General features: G+C 59.1%; 24 protein-coding genes. 8 read left to right on the top strand and 16 right to left on the bottom strand.

All coding sequences use genetic code 11. From position 1 onward, the window contains the following. Positions 1-8 precede the first annotated feature (8 nt). Together KW841_RS00120 and KW841_RS00115 are read left to right on the top strand one after the other, a co-directional pair. Complete coding sequence (locus KW841_RS00120; protein ID WP_007969774.1) at positions 9-431, top strand: hypothetical protein; 423 nt, start codon at positions 9-11, stop codon at positions 429-431. Between the two features lie 40 nt (positions 432-471). Further along, positions 472-894 carry a hypothetical protein gene (locus tag KW841_RS00115; RefSeq protein WP_007969772.1) on the top strand — a complete coding sequence of 141 codons (423 nt, stop codon included), beginning with the start codon at positions 472-474 and terminating at the stop codon, positions 892-894. Between the two features lie 4 nt (positions 895-898). Here KW841_RS00115 and KW841_RS00110 read toward each other — a convergent pair whose 3' ends face one another. Both KW841_RS00110 and KW841_RS00105 read right to left on the bottom strand, forming a co-directional pair. Beyond that, the gene (locus KW841_RS00110) at positions 899-1,132 is read right to left on the bottom strand and encodes a DUF1161 domain-containing protein (protein ID WP_007969770.1); all 234 of its coding nucleotides are present in this window, start codon (positions 1,130-1,132) and stop codon (positions 899-901) included. 184 nt (positions 1,133-1,316) lie between these two features. Next, positions 1,317-1,748 carry an OsmC family protein gene (locus KW841_RS00105; protein WP_007969768.1) on the bottom strand — a complete coding sequence of 144 codons (432 nt, stop codon included), beginning with the start codon at positions 1,746-1,748 and terminating at the stop codon, positions 1,317-1,319. A gap of 237 nt (positions 1,749-1,985) precedes the next feature. On the opposite strand from KW841_RS00105, the gene KW841_RS00100 reads away from it, so the two are divergent. Continuing rightward, positions 1,986-2,987 carry an LLM class flavin-dependent oxidoreductase gene (locus KW841_RS00100; protein WP_218472892.1) on the top strand — a complete coding sequence of 334 codons (1,002 nt, stop codon included), beginning with the start codon at positions 1,986-1,988 and terminating at the stop codon, positions 2,985-2,987. 68 nt (positions 2,988-3,055) lie between these two features. Here the strand turns inward: KW841_RS00100 and KW841_RS00095 are convergent, their stop codons facing one another. Together KW841_RS00095 and KW841_RS00090 are read right to left on the bottom strand one after the other, a co-directional pair. Then, a complete protein-coding gene (locus KW841_RS00095) occupies positions 3,056-3,280 on the bottom strand; it encodes a DUF1161 domain-containing protein (protein WP_015092928.1) in 225 nt (74 codons plus the stop codon). A gap of 121 nt (positions 3,281-3,401) precedes the next feature. Beyond that, positions 3,402-3,617 carry a dodecin gene (locus KW841_RS00090; RefSeq protein WP_007969765.1) on the bottom strand — a complete coding sequence of 72 codons (216 nt, stop codon included), beginning with the start codon at positions 3,615-3,617 and terminating at the stop codon, positions 3,402-3,404. Positions 3,618-3,774: 157 nt separating this feature from the next. Here KW841_RS00090 and KW841_RS00085 point away from each other — a divergent pair, with 157 nt between their 5' ends. Continuing rightward, entirely contained in the window at positions 3,775-4,098 is a 324-nt protein-coding gene (locus KW841_RS00085) for a YqjD family protein (RefSeq protein WP_007969764.1), read from the top strand. Here the strand turns inward: KW841_RS00085 and KW841_RS00080 are convergent. Continuing rightward, a complete protein-coding gene (locus KW841_RS00080; protein WP_218472891.1) occupies positions 4,095-4,988 on the bottom strand; it encodes a LysR family transcriptional regulator in 894 nt (297 codons plus the stop codon). The two genes, KW841_RS00085 and KW841_RS00080, sit on opposite strands and share 4 nt — an antisense overlap. Before the next feature lie 124 nt (positions 4,989-5,112). Here KW841_RS00080 and trpB point away from each other — a divergent pair, with 124 nt between their 5' ends. Then, the gene (gene trpB, locus KW841_RS00075; protein WP_218472890.1) at positions 5,113-6,333 is read left to right on the top strand and encodes a tryptophan synthase subunit beta; all 1,221 of its coding nucleotides are present in this window, start codon (positions 5,113-5,115) and stop codon (positions 6,331-6,333) included. Further along, entirely contained in the window at positions 6,333-7,142 is an 810-nt protein-coding gene (gene trpA, locus KW841_RS00070; RefSeq protein WP_218472889.1) for a tryptophan synthase subunit alpha, read from the top strand. The genes trpB and trpA overlap by 1 nt, the downstream gene beginning before the upstream one ends. A 167-nt stretch (positions 7,143-7,309) precedes the next feature. On the opposite strand, the gene KW841_RS00065 is transcribed toward trpA, so the two are convergent. The 11 genes from KW841_RS00065 to KW841_RS00015 form a co-directional block, all read right to left on the bottom strand. Beyond that, positions 7,310-9,271 (bottom strand): DUF4105 domain-containing protein, encoded by a 1,962-nt coding sequence (locus tag KW841_RS00065; RefSeq protein ID WP_218472878.1) that lies wholly within the window; start codon positions 9,269-9,271, stop codon positions 7,310-7,312. Next, entirely contained in the window at positions 9,268-9,588 is a 321-nt protein-coding gene (locus KW841_RS00060; protein WP_007969755.1) for a DUF2388 domain-containing protein, read from the bottom strand. The genes KW841_RS00065 and KW841_RS00060 overlap by 4 nt, the downstream gene beginning before the upstream one ends. Positions 9,589-9,616: 28 nt before the next feature. After that, entirely contained in the window at positions 9,617-9,934 is a 318-nt protein-coding gene (locus tag KW841_RS00055; RefSeq protein ID WP_218472867.1) for a DUF2388 domain-containing protein, read from the bottom strand. A gap of 107 nt (positions 9,935-10,041) precedes the next feature. Continuing rightward, positions 10,042-10,362, bottom strand: a complete 321-nt coding sequence (locus tag KW841_RS00050; RefSeq protein ID WP_015092936.1) for a DUF2388 domain-containing protein — start codon at positions 10,360-10,362, stop codon at positions 10,042-10,044. A gap of 145 nt (positions 10,363-10,507) precedes the next feature. Beyond that, a complete protein-coding gene (locus tag KW841_RS00045) occupies positions 10,508-10,717 on the bottom strand; it encodes a DUF1127 domain-containing protein (protein WP_218472864.1) in 210 nt (69 codons plus the stop codon). Between the two features lie 258 nt (positions 10,718-10,975). After that, positions 10,976-11,191, bottom strand: a complete 216-nt coding sequence (locus tag KW841_RS00040) for a DUF1127 domain-containing protein (RefSeq protein ID WP_007969750.1) — start codon at positions 11,189-11,191, stop codon at positions 10,976-10,978. Positions 11,192-11,511: 320 nt separating this feature from the next. Further along, a complete protein-coding gene (locus KW841_RS00035) occupies positions 11,512-13,005 on the bottom strand; it encodes an acetyl-CoA hydrolase/transferase family protein (RefSeq protein ID WP_218472861.1) in 1,494 nt (497 codons plus the stop codon). 213 nt (positions 13,006-13,218) lie between these two features. Then, positions 13,219-14,652, bottom strand: a complete 1,434-nt coding sequence (locus KW841_RS00030; protein WP_007969748.1) for an NAD(P)(+) transhydrogenase (Re/Si-specific) subunit beta — start codon at positions 14,650-14,652, stop codon at positions 13,219-13,221. Beyond that, positions 14,649-15,005, bottom strand: a complete 357-nt coding sequence (locus KW841_RS00025) for an NAD(P) transhydrogenase subunit alpha (RefSeq protein WP_007992881.1) — start codon at positions 15,003-15,005, stop codon at positions 14,649-14,651. Before KW841_RS00025 ends, KW841_RS00030 begins: the two co-directional genes overlap by 4 nt. A gap of 11 nt (positions 15,006-15,016) precedes the next feature. Continuing rightward, the gene (locus KW841_RS00020; RefSeq protein ID WP_007969746.1) at positions 15,017-16,138 is read right to left on the bottom strand and encodes a Re/Si-specific NAD(P)(+) transhydrogenase subunit alpha; all 1,122 of its coding nucleotides are present in this window, start codon (positions 16,136-16,138) and stop codon (positions 15,017-15,019) included. A 435-nt stretch (positions 16,139-16,573) separates the two neighbouring features. After that, positions 16,574-17,473 (bottom strand): LysR family transcriptional regulator, encoded by a 900-nt coding sequence (locus KW841_RS00015; RefSeq protein ID WP_218472859.1) that lies wholly within the window; start codon positions 17,471-17,473, stop codon positions 16,574-16,576. A gap of 157 nt (positions 17,474-17,630) precedes the next feature. On the opposite strand from KW841_RS00015, the gene KW841_RS00010 reads away from it, so the two are divergent. Further along, the gene (locus KW841_RS00010; protein ID WP_007969743.1) at positions 17,631-18,812 is read left to right on the top strand and encodes an acyl-CoA dehydrogenase; all 1,182 of its coding nucleotides are present in this window, start codon (positions 17,631-17,633) and stop codon (positions 18,810-18,812) included. Positions 18,813-18,825: 13 nt separating this feature from the next. Then, positions 18,826-20,046, top strand: coding sequence for a CaiB/BaiF CoA-transferase family protein (locus KW841_RS00005; protein WP_218472857.1), 1,221 nt, complete (start codon positions 18,826-18,828; stop codon positions 20,044-20,046). Positions 20,047-20,596: the final 550 nt, after the last annotated feature.

The raw sequence follows: 20,596 nt of genomic DNA, 5'->3' as shown, positions 1-20,596 counted from the left end.
GCTCCGCTATGCGCACGATGATACTGACAGGAAGTCTGCTGTTGCTGGCCGGCTGTGCCGGATTCGGAATACCCCGCCATGATCCTGCGCAAGCCTGGATCGACCTGGACTCGAAGCAAGAAGATACGGCGTTGCAGGCACTGGAGGTCGATGACAAGGCCACCGACGACAAGCGCTACTTCGAGGTTCAGCCCGGTAGCCATGAATTGACAGTCCGCTACCAGTTTCCGGTGCAGCCCACCAACATCGGCCCCGACGCCGAGCCGTTGTGGCGCGATTGTCAGTTGAACGTGAAATTCAAGGATTTCAACGCTGGCGAACGCTATCAACTGCAAGCGGGGAACATTGGTTTTCGGCCGTGGGCCAAGCTCTATGATCAGCAACGAAAAGTGATCGGCCAGGGTACCCCTGCGGGCTGTCAACGAACCTGATCGGCGTTATGCTGGATGCATATCCCCTGGGACATCCATCATGCGCAGGTTGATGCTGTTACTCGCCGTCGGTGTCGTCGCGGGCTGTCAAAGCCCGATGCCGACACCTGATCCAAAAATGGCCTGGGTTGATTTTTCGACGCCCTTCCCTAACGACAAGTTGTTGATGGCCGAACGCCTGGACAAACAGCGATTGCGCGATGGGCGTTATTTCGAAGTGACGCCCGGCAGCCACGAACTGATCGTGCGTTTCGACTTTGAAGTCCCCGGCGGCGGCGGCTTGAGTATGATGAGCGGGCCCTCTGAGCGGCTGTGCTACCTGACCATCCGTTACGATCATTTCGAAGCCGGTCAGCGTTATGTACTCGAAGGCCGCTCCATTGCGTTTACCCCCGGCGCCCGCCTGTACAACGCCAAGCGCGAGATCGTCGCTGAAGACCGGGAAGCCAACTGCCTGATGTGAGATGTCAGCGGTCGTTCTTCTGGTAGATGATTTTTTTGGTGCCGTTTTCGCACGAACCCACGACCATGTTCTGGTCGTGCACTTCGTCGTTGGTGACGACTTCAAGCGTGTAGGAAGTGACGCCACTGGCCTGGATCTTGGCTTCGATCTCGGCCTTGAGCTCTTCGCAGGGTTTCGGTGCTGCGAGGGCCGACGTGGCCAGTACGCAACAGATAACCGCCAGGGCAAAACGTTTCATGGTTGAAGCTCCTTTGAGGCAGCACGCCTATTCACAGGTTTTTGCTGCTGTCATTTATTCGACCATATTATTGGCGGGCAAATCTGTCACGACACAAAAAAGATCGCAGCCTTGGGCACCTCTTGCCGAATGATCCCGGCAGGTTACGCAAGGCTGCGATTTTTTCTTTGCAAAAATGAAAGATCTAGCTGACCAATGTTGCCTCCAGGCTGATCTTGGCATTCAGCACTTTGGACACTGGGCAGCCTTCTTTGGCCTTGTTGCTGAGTTCTTCGAACTGCGCCTGGCTTGCCCCGGGGATTTTCGCCTTCAGAATCAATTTCACTGCGGTGATCGCAAAACCGCCGTCCACTTGATCCAGAGTGACTTCTGCCTGGGTATCGATGCTATCGGCCTTCAGGCCGGCGTCACCGAGGATCATGGAGAACGCCATGGAGAAACAGCCGGCGTGGGCTGCGCCGATCAACTCTTCCGGGTTGGTGCCACGGCCGCCTTCGAAGCGCGCCTTGAAGCCGTAGGGGGCTTCCCGGAGCACGCCGGTTTCTGTGGAAATCGAGCCGATGCCGGTTTTCAGATCACCTTCCCAATGGGCCGATGCTTTCTTGACGATAGCCATGCCAGTCTCCTAAAGGTCGGCGCGAAGGTCGCGCCTGCGAGGTTTCGGTTGCCAGGATTGTGAGGATAGACGAAGGGGCAAAGTTCACTTCGTCCGATCAATCTGCTTTTTTCGCGGGATTTTTTACCGGGCTATTGAAACTCGGGTATATGCCCACATTGCATGAACACGCTTTTGGATTCGGCAGGTTTGCGTTCGCAAGAACAAACCTGCGCCCTCAATTGGAGAAGCAGGTTTATGAAACGACTGTCCGATATCAAGTTCTCGACCCTCGATCTGGTGCCGGTGCGCGAGAACGGCAGCGCGGCCCAGTCGCTGCGCAACTCGCTGGACCTGGCGCAGCATGTCGAGAAGTTCGGTTACAACCGCTTCTGGGTGGCTGAGCACCACAACATGGACGGCATCGCCAGTTCCGCGACTTCGGTGCTGCTCGGTTATCTGGCCGGTGGCACGTCGACCATTCGAGTCGGTTCAGGCGGGGTGATGTTGCCCAACCACGCACCCTTGGTGATTGCCGAGCAGTTCGGCACCCTGGAAAGCCTTTATCCGGGCCGGATTGATCTGGGCCTGGGACGCGCCCCCGGTTCCGACCAGATGACCGCGCGTGCGTTGCGCCGTGAGCGCTCCGGCAGTGCCGACGACTTCCCGGAAGATGTGGCGGAACTGGTGCGCTACCTCGGGCCACGTACCCCGGATCAACGGATCATCGCCATGCCGGGAACCGGGACCAATGTGCCGGTCTGGTTGTTGGGATCGAGCCTGTTCAGTGCACAGCTGGCCGGTGAACGCGGTTTGCCCTACGCTTTCGCTTCGCATTTCGCGCCGCGCTACATGCATGAAGCGATTCGGGTCTACCGCAATCACTTCAAGCCCTCAGCCGTTTTGGACAAACCTTACGTAATGCTCGGCGTGCCCTTGGTGGCGGCCGATACGGACGAGCAGGCCGAGTACCTCGCGACTTCGGTGTTCCAGCGGATTCTCGCCCTGATGCGCGGCCAAAGCCTGGTACAGCGTCCGCCGGTGAAGACCATGGACGGCTTGTGGCTGCCCCATGAGAAAGAGGCTGTGCACGATTTTCTTGGTCTGGCCATGATTGGCAGCCCACAGAAAATCCGCGCCAAACTCGAGGTCCTGATCGAACAGACCCAGGCTGACGAGCTGATTTTCACCTGTGACCTGTACGAACATTCGGATCGCGTGCATTCCTACGAGCTGCTGGCGCAGGTCATGCGCGGCTGATACTCAAGTGGCAGACATGAAAAAGCCGGCGCCAGGGCGTCGGCTTTTTCTTTCAGGCGAGGATCAGCCTACTTTTTGTAGACGATCACTTTGGCGCCCTTTTCGCATTGACCAACGACTTTTCCGCCAGATGCACTACCTTTATCGACAATCTCCAGCGAATAACCGGAAACGCCCTTGGCATCAAGTTTCGCTGCGATTTCGGCTTTCAGCTCTTCGCATGGCTTGCCACCATCTGCCAATACGGTCCCCGCAAGGCTCAACAAACCTACCGCCAACATAAACTTCTTCATCGGTTGCATTCCCTGGTCGGATCATAGGGGTAACCAGCCGTCAGCCGGACGCACTCATTCAGCGCTTTGCCATTCCCTATGGCATTCGTCCGGCGTGCAAGTTCAGAAGACTAGCCCAAAGTCAGCTGCTGGCAATCCGGAATCCGACTTTCAGGGTCACCTGAAAGTGCGCAGCCTTGCCGTCCCTGATGTGCCCACGGGTCTCGGTGACTTCAAACCATTCCATGTACTTGATGCTTTTGTTGGCTTCGGTCAATGCGTTGTTGATCGCATCTTCGATACTGCTGGTGGACGAGCCGACCAGCTCGACTTTCTTGTAGGTGTGATGGTCAGACATGGCGTTCTCCTTGGCGTGTGAATTACAGCCTAGCAGTGATTTTTCCTATTTCTTCTGTTGGCCGTTCTGAGAGTGAAGTTCAGATTTTCTGCACTTTCTCGAACCCCTGAAGTCCCAACCAACACACGCCACTCATCACCAATGCAGGAGAGCCACCATGGCCAACACCTCGTTACGCAAAGCCTCATTGCAAAGCATGGAAGCCGAGATCGAGAGTCTGCTCAAGTCTTTGGAAAGCCTGAAGGACGACGCCTCGGACGAGTCGCGTAAAACCCTCAAGACCCTGAAAAGTAACGCCGAAAATGCCTTGAAGCACTCGCGCCATCTGCTGGCCGACGCCTATGAAGAGGTCAAGGTCAAAACCCGCGAAACCGGGATCGCCACCCGGGACTACGCCCAGGAGCACCCCTGGACTACAGCCGGTGTCGCCGTGGGCGCATTGGGCCTGCTGGCCGCTTATCTGTTGTGCAAGCGTGATTAATCTGCCCGGCGCAGCTCGTTTTTCAGCCACTGCGCCAGTTGCCGGGCGCGCCCGTCCGCGGCGCGCTTGGGTAGCCACAACGCCAGTTGTGCCGGGGTTTCACTGAAGCCCCATGGCGCAACCAGGCGGCCGGCCTTCAAGTCCTCCGTCACCAAAGGTTCCGGGGCGATCGCCACGCCCAGACCCGCGACGGCGGCTTCCAGCAAGTAGTACAAATGTTCAAATCCCTGACCGTACTTCAACGCCCTGGCGTCGAGGCCGCATTGTTGCGCCCAGTTTGGCCAGGCTTGCGGGCGTGAGGTGGTGTGCAGCAAGGGTTCGTTCAGCAGTACGCTTTCCGGCGCTTGTTTGAGCCGCTCGTAGCCGGCGAACCGAGGGCTCATGACCGGACCGATGCGTTCGCTGGCCAGCTCGAAAACCTGCATGTCCGCCGGCCAGGGTGGCTCGGCAAAGACCAGCAAGGCATCCAGTCCCGGTCTTCGCGGATCGAGATCGCCTTCTCCGGCCGACAGGTGCAGGCGCAGGTCCGGCAGGTCGGCATTGAGTCTCCCCAGTCGCGGAATAAACCAGCGCGCCAGCAGGCTTCCCGAGCAACCGAGCACGAACGGGGCGTCGGCCGTGCTTTGTGTGAGTTCCGCGCAGACGCTGCGCAGGCGCTCGAAGGCTTCGCTGCTGGCGTCACGCAGGCGTAGGCCGGCATCTGTGAGTTTCAGGCCGCGACCGTCCTTGATGAACAGGCTGACGCCGAGGTGTTCTTCAAGCACCTTGAGCTGCCGGCTGACCGCGCCATGGGTGACATGCAGCTGCTCGGCGGCCTGACTGACGCTGTTCAAGCGGGCAGTGGCTTCGAAGGCGCGAAGCGCATTCAGCGGAGGAAGGTCATGGCTCATGGGATCTGTGAGTTTTCCTGACAGGTTGTGGCGATCTTATCGGTTTTCAGGCTGAGGTGTCAGGGGTAGAGTGAAGCCCACTATCTCTTTATGCATCACTTCACGCATTCAACTGGAGCGCCAAATGACCCAGACTAATCTGCGCAACGGCCCTGATGCCAACGGCCTGTTTGGCGCGTTCGGTGGCCGCTACGTTGCCGAAACCCTGATGCCGTTGATCCTCGACCTGGCCCGTGAATATGAATTGGCCAAGGAAGATCCTGCATTCAAGGAAGAACTGGCCTACTTCCAGCGTGACTACGTCGGACGTCCAAGCCCGTTGTACTTCGCCGAGCGTCTGACCGAGTTCTGTGGCGGCGCGAAGATCTACCTGAAGCGCGAAGAGCTGAACCACACCGGCGCGCACAAGATCAACAACTGCATCGGCCAGATCCTGCTGGCGCGACGCATGGGCAAGAAGCGCATCATCGCCGAGACCGGCGCCGGCATGCACGGCGTGGCGACGGCCACCGTGGCTGCGCGTTTCGGCCTGGATTGCGTGATCTACATGGGCACCACAGACATCGAGCGCCAGCAGGCCAACGTGTTCCGCATGAAGCTGCTGGGCGCCGAGGTTATCCCGGTGGTCGCCGGTACCGGCACACTGAAGGATGCAATGAACGAAGCCCTGCGTGACTGGGTGACCAACGTCGACAACACCTTCTACTTGATCGGCACCGTGGCCGGTCCGCACCCTTACCCGGCGATGGTCCGCGACTTCCAGGCCGTGATCGGCAAGGAAACCCGCGAGCAGTTGCAAGCCCAGGAAGGTCGCCTGCCGGACAGCCTGGTGGCGTGCATTGGCGGTGGCTCCAACGCCATGGGCCTGTTCCATCCGTTCCTCGACGACAAGAGTGTCGAGATCATCGGCGTTGAAGCGGCCGGTTACGGCATCGAGACCGGCAAGCATGCGGCCAGCCTGAACGGCGGCGTTCCAGGCGTGCTGCACGGCAACCGCACGTTCCTGCTGCAGGACGACGATGGCCAGATCATCGATGCCCACTCGATCTCCGCCGGCCTCGACTACCCGGGCATCGGCCCGGAACACGCCTGGTTGCACGACATTGGCCGCGTCCAGTACACCTCGGTGACCGACGACGAAGCCCTCGCTGCATTCCACCAGTGCTGCCGCCTGGAGGGGATCATCCCGGCGCTGGAAAGCGCCCATGCCCTGGCTGAAGTATTCAAGCGCGCACCGACCTTGCCAAAGGATCACCTGATGGTGGTCAACCTGTCCGGCCGTGGCGACAAAGACATGCAGACCGTGATGCACCACATGGAACAATCCAAGCAGGAGAAACACTGATGAGCCGCCTGCAAACGCGTTTTGCCGAACTCAAGGAACAGAACCGCGCCGCCCTGGTGACTTTCGTGACCGCTGGCGACCCGGGCTATGACACCTCCCTGGCCATCCTCAAGGGCTTGCCGGCGGCCGGTGCCGATGTGATCGAGCTGGGCATGCCCTTCACCGACCCGATGGCTGACGGCCCGGCCATCCAGCTCGCCAACATCCGTGCGCTGGGTGCCAAACAGAATCTGGCGAAAACCCTGCAAATGGTTCGCGAGTTCCGCCAGGACAACAACGAAACACCGCTGGTGCTAATGGGATACTTCAACCCGATCCACATGTACGGGGTGCCGCGCTTCATTGCCGAAGCCAAAGAGGCCGGCGTTGACGGCCTGATCGTGGTCGACCTGCCGCCGGAGCACAACGGCGAGCTGTGTGACCCGGCGCAGGCTGCGGGCCTGGACTTCATCCGCCTGACCACGCCAACCACCGACGATGTGCGCCTGCCGACCGTTCTCAACGGCAGCTCCGGTTTCGTTTACTACGTCTCGGTGGCCGGTGTGACCGGCGCCGGTGCCGCCACGCTGGAGCACGTCGAGGAAGCGGTCGCCCGTCTGCGCCGCCATACCGACCTGCCGATCAGCATCGGTTTCGGTATCCGGACTCCGGAACAGGCAGCGTCCATTGCACGCCTGGCTGATGGCGTGGTGGTGGGCTCGGCGTTGATCGATCACATCGCCAATGCAGCAACTGCGGACCAGGCCGTCGACGGCGTATTGAGCCTGTGTTCGGCACTGGCGGACGGCGTGCGCAAGGCCCGTTCCTGATACAGAGGAATTAGAGCCTCGCGGCACAGGCCAAACAGCAAAACGCTGTAAACCTTGTGGGAGCGAGCTTGCTCCGGGCGGCGATCCGACGATAGCGGCGTGTCAGCCGACATCAATGCTGGATGTGCAGCCCTCATCGCGAGCAAGCTCGCTCCCACAGGTGCGGGTCAAGGCAACTCTATGCCGCCTGCTGCCTTGTGCAGTTTGCGCAAATGCTCGCCAATCTGCTTCACGTTGGCTTCGTTGGCGGCCATTTCGGCGGCACGACCCGGTTCGAGCAACGCTCTCACTTCCTTGTCCAGGTCCCCGGACAGCGCCAGGAGTTGCTTCTGGCGCTGGCTGCTTTCCGATTCCAGATGCTCCCACTCGCTCGGCTGTGGCAAGCCATAACCGTTGGTGCCCAGCAGTTCCGCCGGACGGCTGAGGAAGCCGCTGTTGGCGAGAATGTCCTTGAGCGTTTCGTTGGCCTTGTCCATGCCGCCATTCTGCAATTCCCGGGCGCCCAGATAGCGCTGCTTCACTTCATCCTGAGCCAGCAGCAACTGCTGGCGGAAACTGGCCTGTTCCAGCAGGAGCAACGCTGCGCTGGTGCGCAGGTCCGCCTGCTCGAACCATTGCCGACGTTCCGCGGCTTTCAAGTCCAGCCACTCTTCGACAGTTTCCTGTTTGATCGGCAAGTGCTTTTTCAGGATTTCGAACATCGCCTGATAGCGTTCGCGGAAGGAATCGAAACGATAACCCATACGCAAGGCTTCCCGCGGATCGTCCAGCACACTGGTGTCCGCCAGCCCTCGACCTTTGAGCACTTCCAGCAAACCGTTGGGCATGATGTTGTCGAGCCCTACCAGTTTCGGGTTGTTGGTGCCGCCACGCAGCAATTTCAGTTCTTCCACCGCGCAGTTGTTCGACAGGAAGAAATAGTTGCCGTCGTAGCTCCAGTGCATCTCGGCGGCACGTTCCACCACGTCTTCAATCTCTGTGCGCGACAGGTTCAGGGGCACGGAGGCCAGGCTGCGCAGTTCGGTCTTGGTATATTCGTCGATGACCTGGGACAGCGGCAGGATAAACAGCCGCGACGGGTATTTGCCGACCAGGCCATCCCAGCTCGACAACTGTACGTCGCCGACGAAGGCGCGATACGACAGCACCAGATGCTGGTCCAGGTCCAGCCGACAATCCGGGCCACGGGGGCGGCCCGGCGCGCAGATCACCAGACGCAGCATGCTGTGGCCCCAGCGGCTGAACAGGTTCTGGTTAGCCTCGGCCAACAGATAGTCAACGGCATAGACCCGCTCCGGATCGACCTGCCCCAGCGGTGTCTTGGCGAAGTCGTTACCGGCATTGAGGAACGCGACGGTTTTGCTGCAGGTGTCACTGGCGGTGGGCGCCCAGCCGAAATGCTCTTTGTAGTAGCGATACAGTGCGGGACGGCGGCAGGCGTAGCTCGGGTCGAGGAGGAAATACTCCATGTTGACCGCGACGAATTCCTTGGGACTGCTGGTCTCGTAGATATCCGGACTGCGGGCGATCTGGCGATTGTGCTGTTCGCGTTCACCCCGACGGCCTACGTATTGCTGCCAGCCGGCCAGGTCGAGAAGGCGCGGATCATCGCTGAGGGTAAAGCGCCGATCGGACTGGCCCCTGCATTGGTCGGGTATGCCGACCAGCCCTGAGCTGTTGTTGCGCCGGGTGCAGCGCTGAATCAGCTTGCGCTCGTCATCCGGCCACAGGCGCGAACGGTCGTAGATGTGAGTCAGCTCGTGCAGCACAGTTGCCAGCATTTCCCGGCGCACGGTGCCATGGGGGCGATGGGTTTTTTTGCTCGCGGCGCTGCCATCGGTGAGGCCCGCCAGCAGGTTGCGGTTCAGATCGAGCTCGGACACCAGCGATGCCTGGCCGTAGGCATTGCGCGGCATGTCATCGGTCCAGCCGACCACGATACGTCGGTCCAACTGCTCGATGAAGCGTGGCGGCAGCGCCTGCATCGCTTCATCAAGCAACGCGTGGCTGGCTTGCTGTTGCGCGGGCGTCAGACCTTCGGTCTTGAGTTGTAACTGAAGGCCTGCGTGGGCCGTGTTGCCGAGCAGCAACAGGGCCCCGGTCAGCAGCCAGGCGCGTGCACACCTCACAGTGCGAGGATGGCTTCGGCGAGATCCTGATCGCTGGCGTCGCGCGCTTCCGGCACGCGGGTGCGCAGCAAGTTGAAAGCGGACTCCAGGTGAGCGCCACGAATGTCGCCATCGCTGGCGACGAAACTGGCGGCGTCGTCCTGGGCTTCGCGCACGATTTTCGAATCGCGAATGGACGTGGTGGTGTCGGAGGTGAAATCGAGGGTGCGCTGGGTCGCACGGATCAGGATGTTACTGGTGGCAACCAGAGTATGTGCCTGGGCCACATCGGCCAACAGCAGCAGGCCGAGGATGGCAGCAATCAGCGGGTTACGCATGGAACGAACTCCAGAAAAGCAGGGATAACTATTGGACGAGAATTGCTTGCGCCAGTTCAAGGTCGCTGGCATGAAGTTTTGCCTGGGTCTGGCGCAGATACCGCAGGGCCGACTCCAGTCTTGCGCCTCTCAGTTGGCCGTCACTGGCAATGAATGCCGCGGCGTCATCGTGGGCGGCGATCAATAGTTTATGGTCGAAGGGGGCGGAGGTCACGAGGCTTGTGGCGTAACCACTGGCGACAGTGCCCTGGGTGGACAGGTTGAAGGCGTCATAAGCGTGGGCTGATGCGCAGTAACCCAGGGTGAGAAAGACTGGAGTGATCAGGAAATGGGAAGGAAAACGCATGAGACTCGACAGTTGAAAGTGAGTCCCAAGGCTAGTGCAAGGGCCGGTCTAGAGCCAGTGCCGAAACATTGGGGCACGCCGGGCGTACCCCATGTCTGTACCGCGGTTTAGATGGTCAGGATCGCCTGAGCCAGTTGTGCGTCTGTTGCACTCAGTTGCGGCGCCTTATGGCGAATGTGATCGAGGGCGCTTTCCAGCTTCACACCGCGGATGGAGCCTTCGCTGGCGACGAAGCTGGCGGCGTCGTCACGGGCGGCGAGGACGATCTTGTCATCCTTGAACGACGACGAAACGATGTTGGTGGTCGCATCGGAAGTGGCCTTGAGTGCGTTGACCACCGCATCCGTGGTCACGATGAAGCTGGAGGCTTGGGCACCGGCAGCCACGGCAAACAGGGCCGCGGCGCTAAGCAGGCGAAGACGGGACATGGGGTAACTCCTTTTGGTAGACCATTTGAAATATGGCGCAGTGTCTGCAAAGTCAGACGCCAGGCACTCGGCGTTCGCCACGTTCTGAAGTGATATTAGGCCTGTATGTGTCGGTTCGAACAGTCCTGACCCTGCACGCAGGAAGTCAGCGCCAGAACGGCTTATCCAATTCATGGCTGCGGTCGGCGTGGCTGATACCCAGATCCGCTAGCTGGCGATCATCGAGTTGAGTCAGCAAACGTCGCGTTCTCGCCCTTTCCAGGCCAGCGCAGAGCCCCTTCAGCAGCCCTCGAAGCCTCTGCTGGCAAGGTCTCGGTTGAGCCGAGGGAATGGAAAAATCCTGTACGTTCTTCATGGCACGGTCCCTGTCCTGATAAGTGGAGAGCTCCATGCTGACACCCGCCGAATATCCACTACAGACACACAGAGGCAATATTGTACTCATACAGTTTGTACTTTTTGCAAACTGTACCTGTGCTCAGGTTTCTCTTCTGTAAGACCGGGTTTGCCAGGCTAAAACGACAAAACCCGTCGTGGTTGCCCACGACGGGTTCTGTTTTTTCAATTCGGGTTGCTGGCGGTGGACCTTAAGGTCAGAGCCAGCGACGCTAACTTAGCGCCAGAACGGCTTGCTCAGCTCTTCGTAGCGTTGTGCTTCGCTAATCCCGGCGTCAGCCAGCAGACGCGAATCCAGGCGAGCCAGTTGATGGCGGCTGGTAATGCGGCGCTGCCACAACATCAGGTTGGCGATAACGCGCAGAGGCAGGGAAGCCTGGGTTTTTGCAGCAGTGTCTTCGAAAAACAGATCGGAACTGAGTGTACGTTCCATGGTGGTCATCCTTCCGCTTGTGGCGGGATTAGGTAGTGGTTTAACTGGTGCCCATGATCCTCTTGTTTGCCTAGTCTCTGTAGATACAGTTCATCTGTATTGTGAGAGCTCAGTTAACTGTTTATAGGGGGTGTACTGGTCGAAATTGAGGCAACTGTACCTGTCTGCACTGTTTGAGTGCAAAACCGCAGTTTTTGCCCGAGGAGGTAGGAGTTTTCCGTAGGAAATGACCAGTACAGCAGTACAGTTTTTTTCATATTGCGAGAGTGGCAAGAGCCAGCTGGCGAAACTGTGTTTGCGCCAGCTGCTATCTGTAGCAATTACTTCTTCAGCATGTGCCCGGTTTCTTCCAGGTTTATGTGCCATCTGAGTGCGTCACGCAGGATGTGCGGGGTGTGTCCGCCGATGGCGCACGCTGCGGTGAAGTAATCATTCAGAGCCTGGCGGTAATCCGGGTGCACGCACTTGTCGATGATGACCCGGGCACGCTCCCGGGGCGCCAGGCCTCGCAAGTCTGCCAGGCCCACTTCGGTCACGAGGATGTCGACATCATGTTCGGTGTGGTCGACATGGCTGACCATCGGCACCACGCTGGAGATTGCGCCGCCCTTGGCGATCGACTTGGTCACGAACACGGACAGGTGTGCGTTGCGCGCGAAGTCGCCCGAGCCACCGATGCCGTTCATCATCCGGGTGCCACAGACGTGGGTGGAGTTGACGTTGCCGTAGATGTCGAACTCCAGCGCCGTGTTGATGCCGATGATGCCGAGGCGGCGTACAACTTCCGGGTGGTTGGAGATTTCCTGCGGGCGCAGCACCAGCTTGTCTTTATAGCGCTCCAGGTTGCCAAACACATCGGCGTTGCGCCGGCTCGACAGGGTGATCGAGCTGCCCGAAGCAAAACTCAGCTTCCCGGCGTCGATCAGGTCGAAAGTCGAGTCCTGCAGCACCTCGGAATACATCGTCAGGTCTTCGAACGGCGAGTCGATCAGGCCACACATCACCGAGTTGGCGATGGTGCCGATACCGGCTTGCAGCGGACCGAGCTTGTTGGTCATGCGTCCGGCGGCCACTTCCTGTTTGAAGAAGTCAATCAGGTGGTCGGCAATGGCTTGGGTCTCTGCGTCTGGCGCCAGCACTGTGGAGGGTGAGTCAGCCTGATTGGTAATCACAATGGCGACGATCTTTTCCGCCGGAATCGGGATGGCGGTGCTGCCAATGCGGTCGTCGACTCTGACCAACGGAATCGGAGTGCGGGTCGGGCGATAGGTCGGGATGTAGATGTCGTGCAGGCCTTCGAGGTTCGGATTGTGCGCCATATTGATCTCGACGATCACGTGCTTGGCGAAAATCGCGAAGCTGGCCGAGTTGCCTACCGAGGTGGTTGGCACGATATGCCCTTGCTCGGTGATCGCAACGGCTTCGATCACGGCGATGTCCGGCAGTTTCAATTGCTGGTTGCGCAATTGCTCCACGGTTTCCGACAAGTGCTGGTCGATGAACATGACTTCACCGGCGTTGATCGCCTTGCGCAGGGTGCTGTCGACCTGAAACGGCATGCGTCGCGACAGCACGCCAGCTTCGGTCAACTGCTTGTCGAGGTCGTTGCCCAGGCTTGCGCCAGTCATCAGGCTGATCTTCAGCGGCGTGACCTTGGCGCGCTCGGCCAGCGCCTGAGGAACGGCCTTGGCTTCGCCGGCGCGAGTAAAACCACTCATGCCGACGGTCATGCCGTCCTCAATCAGAGCGGCAGCGTCGGCAGCGCTCATCACTTTGTCCAACAACGAAGGCAGGCGAATACGGTCACGGTACATGGATTGTTATCTCGGGCAACAGGTAGCAGGACGTGCAGTCTAGTGAATTGCGCTGGCTTCTGTCCCGCTACCAAGGTCGCAATCGAGGCGTCTATTCCGGGCCTTTCAAGCAAAACACCGTTACCGGATCGGTAACAAAAGGATAGTTTGTCCGACGATTTGCGCAAACAAAAACGCCCCGACGAGTCGGGGCGTTCTGTTTACTGCAGAGGATCAGTCGACGGCTTTTACCATGTCTTCGATGACCTTTTTGGCGTCACCGAACACCATCATGGTTTTGTCCAGGTAGAACAGTTCGTTGTCCAGGCCGGCATAGCCGCTGGCCATCGAGCGTTTGTTGACGATGATGGTCTTGGCCTTGAACGCTTCGAGGATCGGCATGCCGGCAATCGGCGATTTCGGATCGTTCTTCGCGGCCGGGTTGACCACGTCGTTGGCGCCCAACACCAGCACCACGTCGGCCTGACCGAACTCGGAGTTGATGTCTTCCATCTCGAACACCTGGTCGTAAGGCACTTCGGCCTCCGCCAGCAACACGTTCATGTGGCCCGGCATACGACCGGCAACCGGGTGGATCGCGTACTTCACGGTCACGCCGCGATGGGTCAGCTTCTCGGTCAGTTCCTTCAACGCATGCTGCGCCCGTGCTACCGCCAGGCCATAGCCCGGAACGATGATCACGGTGTCGGCGTTGGTCAGCAGGAAAGTCGCGTCGTCAGCCGAGCCGGATTTCACCGGACGGGCTTCCTTGGCGCCTGCCGGACCTGCATCGGCGGTATTGCCGAAACCGCCGAGCAGTACATTAAAGAAGGAGCGGTTCATCGCCTTGCACATGATGTACGAGAGGATCGCACCGGACGAGCCCACCAGCGAACCCGCGATGATCAGCATCGAGTTGTTCAGCGAGAAGCCGATACCTGCCGCTGCCCAGCCGGAGTAGCTGTTGAGCATCGACACGACCACTGGCATGTCCGCGCCACCGATCGGGATGATGATCAGCACACCCATGATGAAGGCCAGGGCCAGCATCAAGGCGAAGGCGCTGAGGTCGCCGGTCAACATGAAGGTGATGCCCAGGCCCAGGGTGGCCACGCCGAGCAGCAGGTTCAGTTTGTGTTGACCGGTGAACTGTACCGGTGCGCCCTGGAACAGGCGGAACTTGTACTTGCCCGACAGCTTGCCGAAGGCGATGACCGAACCGGAGAAGGTGATCGCACCAATGGCGGCACCGAGGAACAGCTCCAGGCGGTTACCGGCCGGGATCGCGTCACCCAGTTGCGCAACGATACCCAGCGACTGTGGCTCGACGACCGCCGCAATGGCGATGAACACCGCGGCCAGGCCGATCATGCTGTGCATGAAGGCGACCAGCTCGGGCATCTTGGTCATTTCAACGCGTTTGGCCATGATCGAACCGGCAGTGCCGCCGATCAGCAGGCCGACGATCACGTAGACGATACCATCATGGGCCAGCTCGGCACCGAGCTTGTAGATCAGGCCGACCGTGGTGAGGATCGCCAGGCCCATGCCGAGCATGCCGAACAGATTGCCGCGACGTGACGTGGTGGGATGCGAAAGGCCCTTGAGCGCCTGGATGAAGCAAACCGAGGCGATCAAATACAGGGAAGTAACCAGGTTCATGCTCATGCTTGCTGCACCTCAGCCTTGACTGCTTCGGCCTTGGCGGCCGGAGCTTTTGCCGGGGCCGCTTTCTTCTTGAACATTTCCAGCATGCGCCGGGTGACCAGGAAGCCACCAAACACATTGACCGCGGCCAGGGCCACGGCCAGGGTGCCCATGGTCTTGCCCAGCGGGGTCACAGTGAGGGCGGCGGCGAGCATGGCGCCGACGATCACAATGGCCGAGATGGCGTTGGTAACAGCCATCAGTGGCGTGTGCAGTGCAGGTGTAACGTTCCAGACCACGTGGTAGCCGACATAGATGGCCAGCACGAAGATGATCAGGTTGTAGATACCGTGAGAGATCAGCATGTCTTCCATTGTTTTTATCCTCAGCCGTTCTTGCGCACGATCTGGCCGTCGCGGCACATCAGGCACGCGGCGACGATATCGTCTTCAAGGTTGATCACCAGTTGTCCTTCTTTATCGAACAACAGTTTCATGAAGTCCAGCAGGTTGCGTGCGTACAGCGCCGAAGCATCGGCCGCCACTGCGCCCGCCAGGTTGGTCGGGCCAACGATGGTCACGCCATTCTCGACGACCACCTGATCGGCTACGGTCAGCGGGCAGTTACCGCCCTGGGCTGCCGCGAGGTCGATGACCACCGAACCCGGTTTCATCTGTGCCACGGTTTCTGCGCTGAGCAGCGTCGGTGCCTTGCGGCCGGGAATCAGCGCTGTGGTGATAACGATGTCAGCCTGCTTGGCGCGCTCGTGCACGGCCGCGGCCTGGCGCTGCATCCAACTGGCTGGCATCGGCCGGGCGTAACCACCGACACCAACGGCGCATTCACGCTCTTCGTCGGTCTCGTAAGGCACGTCGACGAACTTCGCGCCGAGGGATTCGATCTGCTCTTTCACCGCAGGACGCACGTCGGAGGCTTCGATCACCGCACCCAGGCGTTTTGCCGTAGCAATGGCCTGCAATCCGGCCACGCCGGCACCCAGGATCAGCACGCGCGCCGCTTTCACGGTGCCCGCAGCCGTCATCAACATCGGCATGAAACGAGGGTAATGGTGAGCGGCCAGCAAGACAGCCTTGTAACCGGCAATGTTGGCTTGCGACGACAGCACATCCAGGCTTTGGGCGCGGGAGGTACGTGGCGCAGCCTCCAGGGCGAAGGCGGTAATGCCGCACTCGGCCATCTTGGCGATGGTTTCGTTGTTGAACGGATTGAGCATACCCACCACAACGGTGCCGCTTTTAATCAGCGCCAGCTCGCTGTCGCTGGGGGCGACCACCTTCAAAATCAGCTCTGCTCCAAACGCATCATTGGCGCTGCCAATGGTTGCGCCTGCCGCTTCATAGGCACTGTCGACAACGCTGGCATTAACGCCGGCGCCGCTTTGTACAGTGACCTTATGACCCTGGCTGATCAGCTTCTTGATGGTTTCCGGGGTTGCAGCAACCCGTGTTTCACCGGTCTGGGTTTCGAGAGGAACACCAATGTGCACGTCAAATCTCCTGCGTGATCTTATTGAGTAAACCCATGCACTACGGATGGTGCGGCTGGGGCGGCCGATCAGCACGATCCCGCCAAATCAGGGCGGGGCGCGGCATTTTGCAGGCGAACTTTGTGCCCTTCAAGGGATTATGACGGGTGACGGAAAATTAACTACAAGTCACCCCGTGACCGAATGTCGCAACCAACCGGTTCTATCCCTTGCACACCGTGCTTTACAAGGATTCTGGTCGAAATTGAAGAATTTATACATCGGCCGTATGAATGATGCGGCATCGCCTCGAAATAGTGGCGCAAAGCCGCATGATCAGGCGCTTGTGGGACGTTTGTACGACTTTTCGATACAGTTTGCTGTTATGCGACAAATCCGTATATCTGTAGGGCTTTGTTTTTGCTGACTACGGGGTCAAGTAGCGTGGAGGAGCCTTTACTCCTCTAGGCTGTAGCTGTGCGCCTGGTTTACCAGCCAGTCACGAAATGCCCTTAAAGACGCGGATTCGACCTTTCGCTCAGGAATCATCAGGTAATAAGCCTTGATGCTGGACAGTGCTTGCGGGTTGGCGATCACCAGGCGTTTTTCTTTCAACTCCCTTTGAATCAGGAACGGCGGAATCAGGGCAATGCCCATGTCATGCATGGCCGCCTGGGCGAGCATGGAGAATAGCTCGTAGCGGGGGCCTGTCATGTCTCGCGGGACATTCAGGTGCTGGGAATCGAACCACTGGCGCCAGGCATAAGGGCGGGTGGTTTGTTGCAGCAGGGGCAAATCGGCGATTTCGCCGGGCGTAAGGCTGGTCTTGTTTCCGAGCAGGTTGGGGCTGCAAACAGGCATCGGATTTTCACCCATCAGCCTGTGGGATTCTGTACCCGACCAATCCGCGTCGCCGAAGTAGATCGCGGCATCGAAATCAGTGTCGGCGAACAGGAACGGGCGTGTGCGGTTGGTCAGGTTGACCGTCACTTCCGGGTGCTTGTGCTGGAAGTCCTTGAGTCGTGGCAGCAGCCATTGGGTACCGAAGGTCGGAACCACAGCCAATTCGATAACGTTGGTGCCCTGCTGACCCATCACGGACAAGGTGTCGCGCTCAACCGCATCCAGTTGAGTGGCGACCCGGCGGCTGTAGGAAAGCCCGGCTTCCGTCAGCTTCACTCCGCGTCGCGAACGTCGGAACAGTTCTACGCTGAGGAACTCTTCAAGGCTGGCGATCTGTCGGCAAATCGCCCCCTGGGTCAGCGAAAGCTCCTGGGCGGCCTTGGTGAAGCTTTCATGGCGCGCCGCGGCCTCGAAGCTGATCAGGGCGGTGGTGCTGGGTATCTTCCTGCGCATGTACGTCAACCTCACTAATGCATCGCATAAAAGCTCTTTTGCGACGTTTCGGAGTGAGAAATTAGCACAACAGTATGCGAAATCCTCGTTTGCCGTAGCGTCGATCCAGGCCTAGGATCACTCCACGTTATTTGACCCGATTCGAGAGGACACACTCATGGGCGGTAAAGCTAGCTTCAACTGGATCGATCCCCTGCTGCTGGATCAACAGCTCACTGAAGAAGAACGCATGATTCGCGACACGGCTGCGCAGTTCGCTCAGCAGAGCCTGGCGCCGCGCATTCTTGAAGCTTTCCGCCATGAGAAGACCGATCCGGCGATCTTCCGCGAAATGGGCGAAGTGGGTCTGTTGGGTGCAACCATCCCGGAGCAATACGGTGGCAGCGGCCTGAACTACGTCAGCTACGGCCTGATTGCCCGTGAAGTCGAGCGTATCGACTCCGGTTATCGCTCGATGATGAGCGTTCAGTCCTCGCTGGTGATGGTGCCGATCAATGAGTTCGGTACCGAAGCGCAGAAGCAGAAGTACCTGCCGAAACTGGCCTCGGGCGAGTGGATCGGCTGCTTCGGCCTGACCGAGCCTAACCACGGTTCCGACCCGGGCGCGATGATCACTCGTGCGCGCAAAGTGGAAGGCGGCTACAGCCTCACCGGCAGCAAGATGTGGATCACCAACAGCCCGATTGCCGACGTGTTTGTGGTCTGGGGCAAGGACGATGCCGGCGACATTCGTGGCTTCGTTCTGGAGAAAGGCTGGAAAGGCCTGAGCGCTCCGGCGATTCACGGCAAGGTTGGCCTGCGGGCTTCGATCACCGGTGAAATCGTCATGGACAACGTGTTCGTGCCCGAAGAGAACATCTTCCCGGATGTCCGTGGCCTGAAAGGTCCTTTCACCTGCCTCAACTCGGCACGTTACGGCATCTCATGGGGCGCACTGGGTGCGGCCGAGTTCTGCTGGCACACCGCTCGCCAGTACACCCTGGATCGTCAGCAGTTCGGTCGTCCATTGGCAGCCACTCAGTTGATCCAGAAGAAACTGGCCGACATGCAGACCGAAATCACCATGGCGCTGCAAGGTTGCCTGCGTCTGGGTCGTATGAAGGATGAAGGCACGGCGGCGGTCGAAATCACTTCGATGATGAAGCGCAATTCCTGCGGCAAGTCCCTGGACATCGCGCGCATGGCTCGCGATATGTTGGGCGGCAATGGCATCTCCGATGAATTCGGCGTTGCTCGCCACCTGGTGAACCTGGAAGTGGTGAATACCTATGAAGGTACGCACGACGTCCATGCACTGATCCTCGGTCGTGCGCAAACCGGCATCCAGGCGTTCTATTAACAGGAGGACGTCCATGGGCGCGCTATCGCATCTACGGGTACTGGATTTATCGCGGGTGCTGGCCGGGCCTTGGGCCGGGCAGATCCTGGCCGACCTCGGCGCCGAAGTGATCAAGGTCGAGCGCCCCGGTAACGGTGATGACACGCGCGCCTGGGGGCCACCGTTCCTTAAAGACGCTTATGGGGAAAACACCAGCGAGGCCGCCTATTACCTGTCGGCCAATCGCAACAAGCAATCGGTCACCATCGACTTCACTCGCCCCGAAGGGCAGAAGCTGGTGCGTGAGCTGGCGGCGAAGTCGGACATCCTGATCGAAAACTTCAAGGTTGGTGGTCTGGCGGCCTATGGCCTGGACTATGAATCGCTGAAGGCGATCAATCCGGACCTGATCTATTGCTCGATCACCGGGTTTGGCCAGACCGGTCCTTACGCCAAGCGTGCGGGTTATGACTTCATGATCCAGGGGCTGGGCGGTCTCATGAGTCTCACGGGGCGACCTGAAGGCGAAGACGGTGCGGGGCCGGTGAAGGTTGGCGTGGCGCTGACCGACATCTTGACCGGGTTGTATTCGACTGTCGCGATCCTGGCTGCGCTGGCGCATCGGGATCACGACGGCGGTGGTCAGCATATCGACATGGCGCTGCTGGACGTGCAGGTGGCCTGTCTGGCCAACCAGGCCATGAACTACCTGACGACAGGCAATGCGCCTAAACGCTTGGGCAATGCTCATCCGAACATTGTGCCCTATCAGGATTTTCCTACGGCGGATGGCGATTTCATCCTTACCGTCGGGAACGACGGGCAGTTCCGCAAGTTCGCGGAAGTGGCCGGTCAGCCGCAGTGGGCGGACGATCCGCGTTTTTCCACCAACAAGGTGCGGGTGGCGAACCGCGCGGTGCTGATTCCGCTGATCCGCCAGGCAACGGTGTTCAAGACCACTGCTGAATGGGTGGCGCAGCTGGAGCAGGCGGGAGTGCCATGCGGGCCTATCAATGACCTGGCGCAGATGTTTGCCGATCCTCAGGTCAAGGCACGCGGGTTGGCCATCGAGCTGCCGCATGCGCTGGCGGGAATGGTGCCTCAGGTGGCGAGCCCTATTCGTCTGTCCGAAACCCCGGTGGAGTACCGGTTTGCGCCACCTTTGCTGGGTGAGCATACGCAGGAGGTATTGCATCGGGTCCTGGGGCTGGATGCTGGAGCGGTGTCTGCGCTCAAGGCGTCTGGTGTGCTCTGATTGCTCTCTTCTATATAGGGAAGCGCTTTTGCTTCTCTATATAGGCCTCAAATCAGGCGTTTTGGCGCTTTCTGCAAGTTATTGATAGAAAAGCAAATTCGGTGCTTGACGGCAGATCTCAGGTGTCTATAATTCGCCCCACTTCCGGCGCAGTCGAAACGGAAAACTCCTTGATAAACAAAGAGTTACGCAGTTTTCGACAGCAGGTTGCTTCAGGTCATCGAAGCCGAAAAGAAGTTGAAAAAGAGGTGTTGACAGCAGCGAATAACGCTGTAGAATTCGCCTCCCGCTGACGAGAGATCGAAAGCGCAAGTGGTTGAAGTTGTTAAGGATTCCTTGAAAACTTCTGAAAAATATCACTTGACAGCAAATGAGGCTGCTGTAGAATGCGCGCCTCGGTTGAGACGAAAGATCTTAACCAATCGCTCTTTAACAACTGAATCAAGCAATTCGTGTGGGTGCTTGTGGAGTCAGACTGCTAGTCAACAGATTATCAGCATCACAAGTTACTCCGCGAGAAATCAAAGATGTAACCAACGATTGCTGAGCC

The sequence above is a fragment of the Pseudomonas sp. PDM28 genome, from assembly GCF_019219115.1.
Classification (GTDB): domain Bacteria; phylum Pseudomonadota; class Gammaproteobacteria; order Pseudomonadales; family Pseudomonadaceae; genus Aquipseudomonas; species Aquipseudomonas laurylsulfatiphila.
The sequence above is the reverse complement of the archived record's forward strand: the minus strand, read 5'-3'. Positions and strand labels throughout refer to the sequence as shown.

Bases quoted from the DNA above. Each gene is read 5' to 3' on its own strand.
- KW841_RS00115 (WP_007969772.1), top strand. From the start codon at position 472: ATGCGCAGGTTGATGCTGTTACTCGCCGTCGGTGTCGTCGCGGGCTGT.
- trpA (WP_218472889.1), top strand. From the start codon at position 6,333: ATGAGCCGCCTGCAAACGCGTTTTGCCGAACTCAAGGAACAGAACCGC.
- KW841_RS00040 (WP_007969750.1), bottom strand. From the start codon at position 11,191: ATGGAACGTACACTCAGTTCCGATCTGTTTTTCGAAGACACTGCTGCA.
- KW841_RS00085 (WP_007969764.1), top strand. From the start codon at position 3,775: ATGGCCAACACCTCGTTACGCAAAGCCTCATTGCAAAGCATGGAAGCC.
- KW841_RS00035 (WP_218472861.1), bottom strand. From the start codon at position 13,005: ATGTACCGTGACCGTATTCGCCTGCCTTCGTTGTTGGACAAAGTGATG.
- KW841_RS00050 (WP_015092936.1), bottom strand. From the start codon at position 10,362: ATGTCCCGTCTTCGCCTGCTTAGCGCCGCGGCCCTGTTTGCCGTGGCT.
- KW841_RS00025 (WP_007992881.1), bottom strand. From the start codon at position 15,005: ATGGAAGACATGCTGATCTCTCACGGTATCTACAACCTGATCATCTTC.
- KW841_RS00095 (WP_015092928.1), bottom strand. From the start codon at position 3,280: ATGAAGAAGTTTATGTTGGCGGTAGGTTTGTTGAGCCTTGCGGGGACC.
- KW841_RS00080 (WP_218472891.1), bottom strand. From the start codon at position 4,988: ATGAGCCATGACCTTCCTCCGCTGAATGCGCTTCGCGCCTTCGAAGCC.
- KW841_RS00100 (WP_218472892.1), top strand. From the start codon at position 1,986: ATGAAACGACTGTCCGATATCAAGTTCTCGACCCTCGATCTGGTGCCG.
- KW841_RS00120 (WP_007969774.1), top strand. From the start codon at position 9: ATGCGCACGATGATACTGACAGGAAGTCTGCTGTTGCTGGCCGGCTGT.
- KW841_RS00010 (WP_007969743.1), top strand. From the start codon at position 17,631: ATGGGCGGTAAAGCTAGCTTCAACTGGATCGATCCCCTGCTGCTGGAT.
- KW841_RS00030 (WP_007969748.1), bottom strand. From the start codon at position 14,652: ATGAGCATGAACCTGGTTACTTCCCTGTATTTGATCGCCTCGGTTTGC.
- KW841_RS00015 (WP_218472859.1), bottom strand. From the start codon at position 17,473: ATGCGCAGGAAGATACCCAGCACCACCGCCCTGATCAGCTTCGAGGCC.
- KW841_RS00055 (WP_218472867.1), bottom strand. From the start codon at position 9,934: ATGCGTTTTCCTTCCCATTTCCTGATCACTCCAGTCTTTCTCACCCTG.
- KW841_RS00090 (WP_007969765.1), bottom strand. From the start codon at position 3,617: ATGTCTGACCATCACACCTACAAGAAAGTCGAGCTGGTCGGCTCGTCC.
- KW841_RS00045 (WP_218472864.1), bottom strand. From the start codon at position 10,717: ATGAAGAACGTACAGGATTTTTCCATTCCCTCGGCTCAACCGAGACCT.
- KW841_RS00005 (WP_218472857.1), top strand. From the start codon at position 18,826: ATGGGCGCGCTATCGCATCTACGGGTACTGGATTTATCGCGGGTGCTG.
- KW841_RS00105 (WP_007969768.1), bottom strand. From the start codon at position 1,748: ATGGCTATCGTCAAGAAAGCATCGGCCCATTGGGAAGGTGATCTGAAA.
- KW841_RS00110 (WP_007969770.1), bottom strand. From the start codon at position 1,132: ATGAAACGTTTTGCCCTGGCGGTTATCTGTTGCGTACTGGCCACGTCG.
- KW841_RS00060 (WP_007969755.1), bottom strand. From the start codon at position 9,588: ATGCGTAACCCGCTGATTGCTGCCATCCTCGGCCTGCTGCTGTTGGCC.
- trpB (WP_218472890.1), top strand. From the start codon at position 5,113: ATGACCCAGACTAATCTGCGCAACGGCCCTGATGCCAACGGCCTGTTT.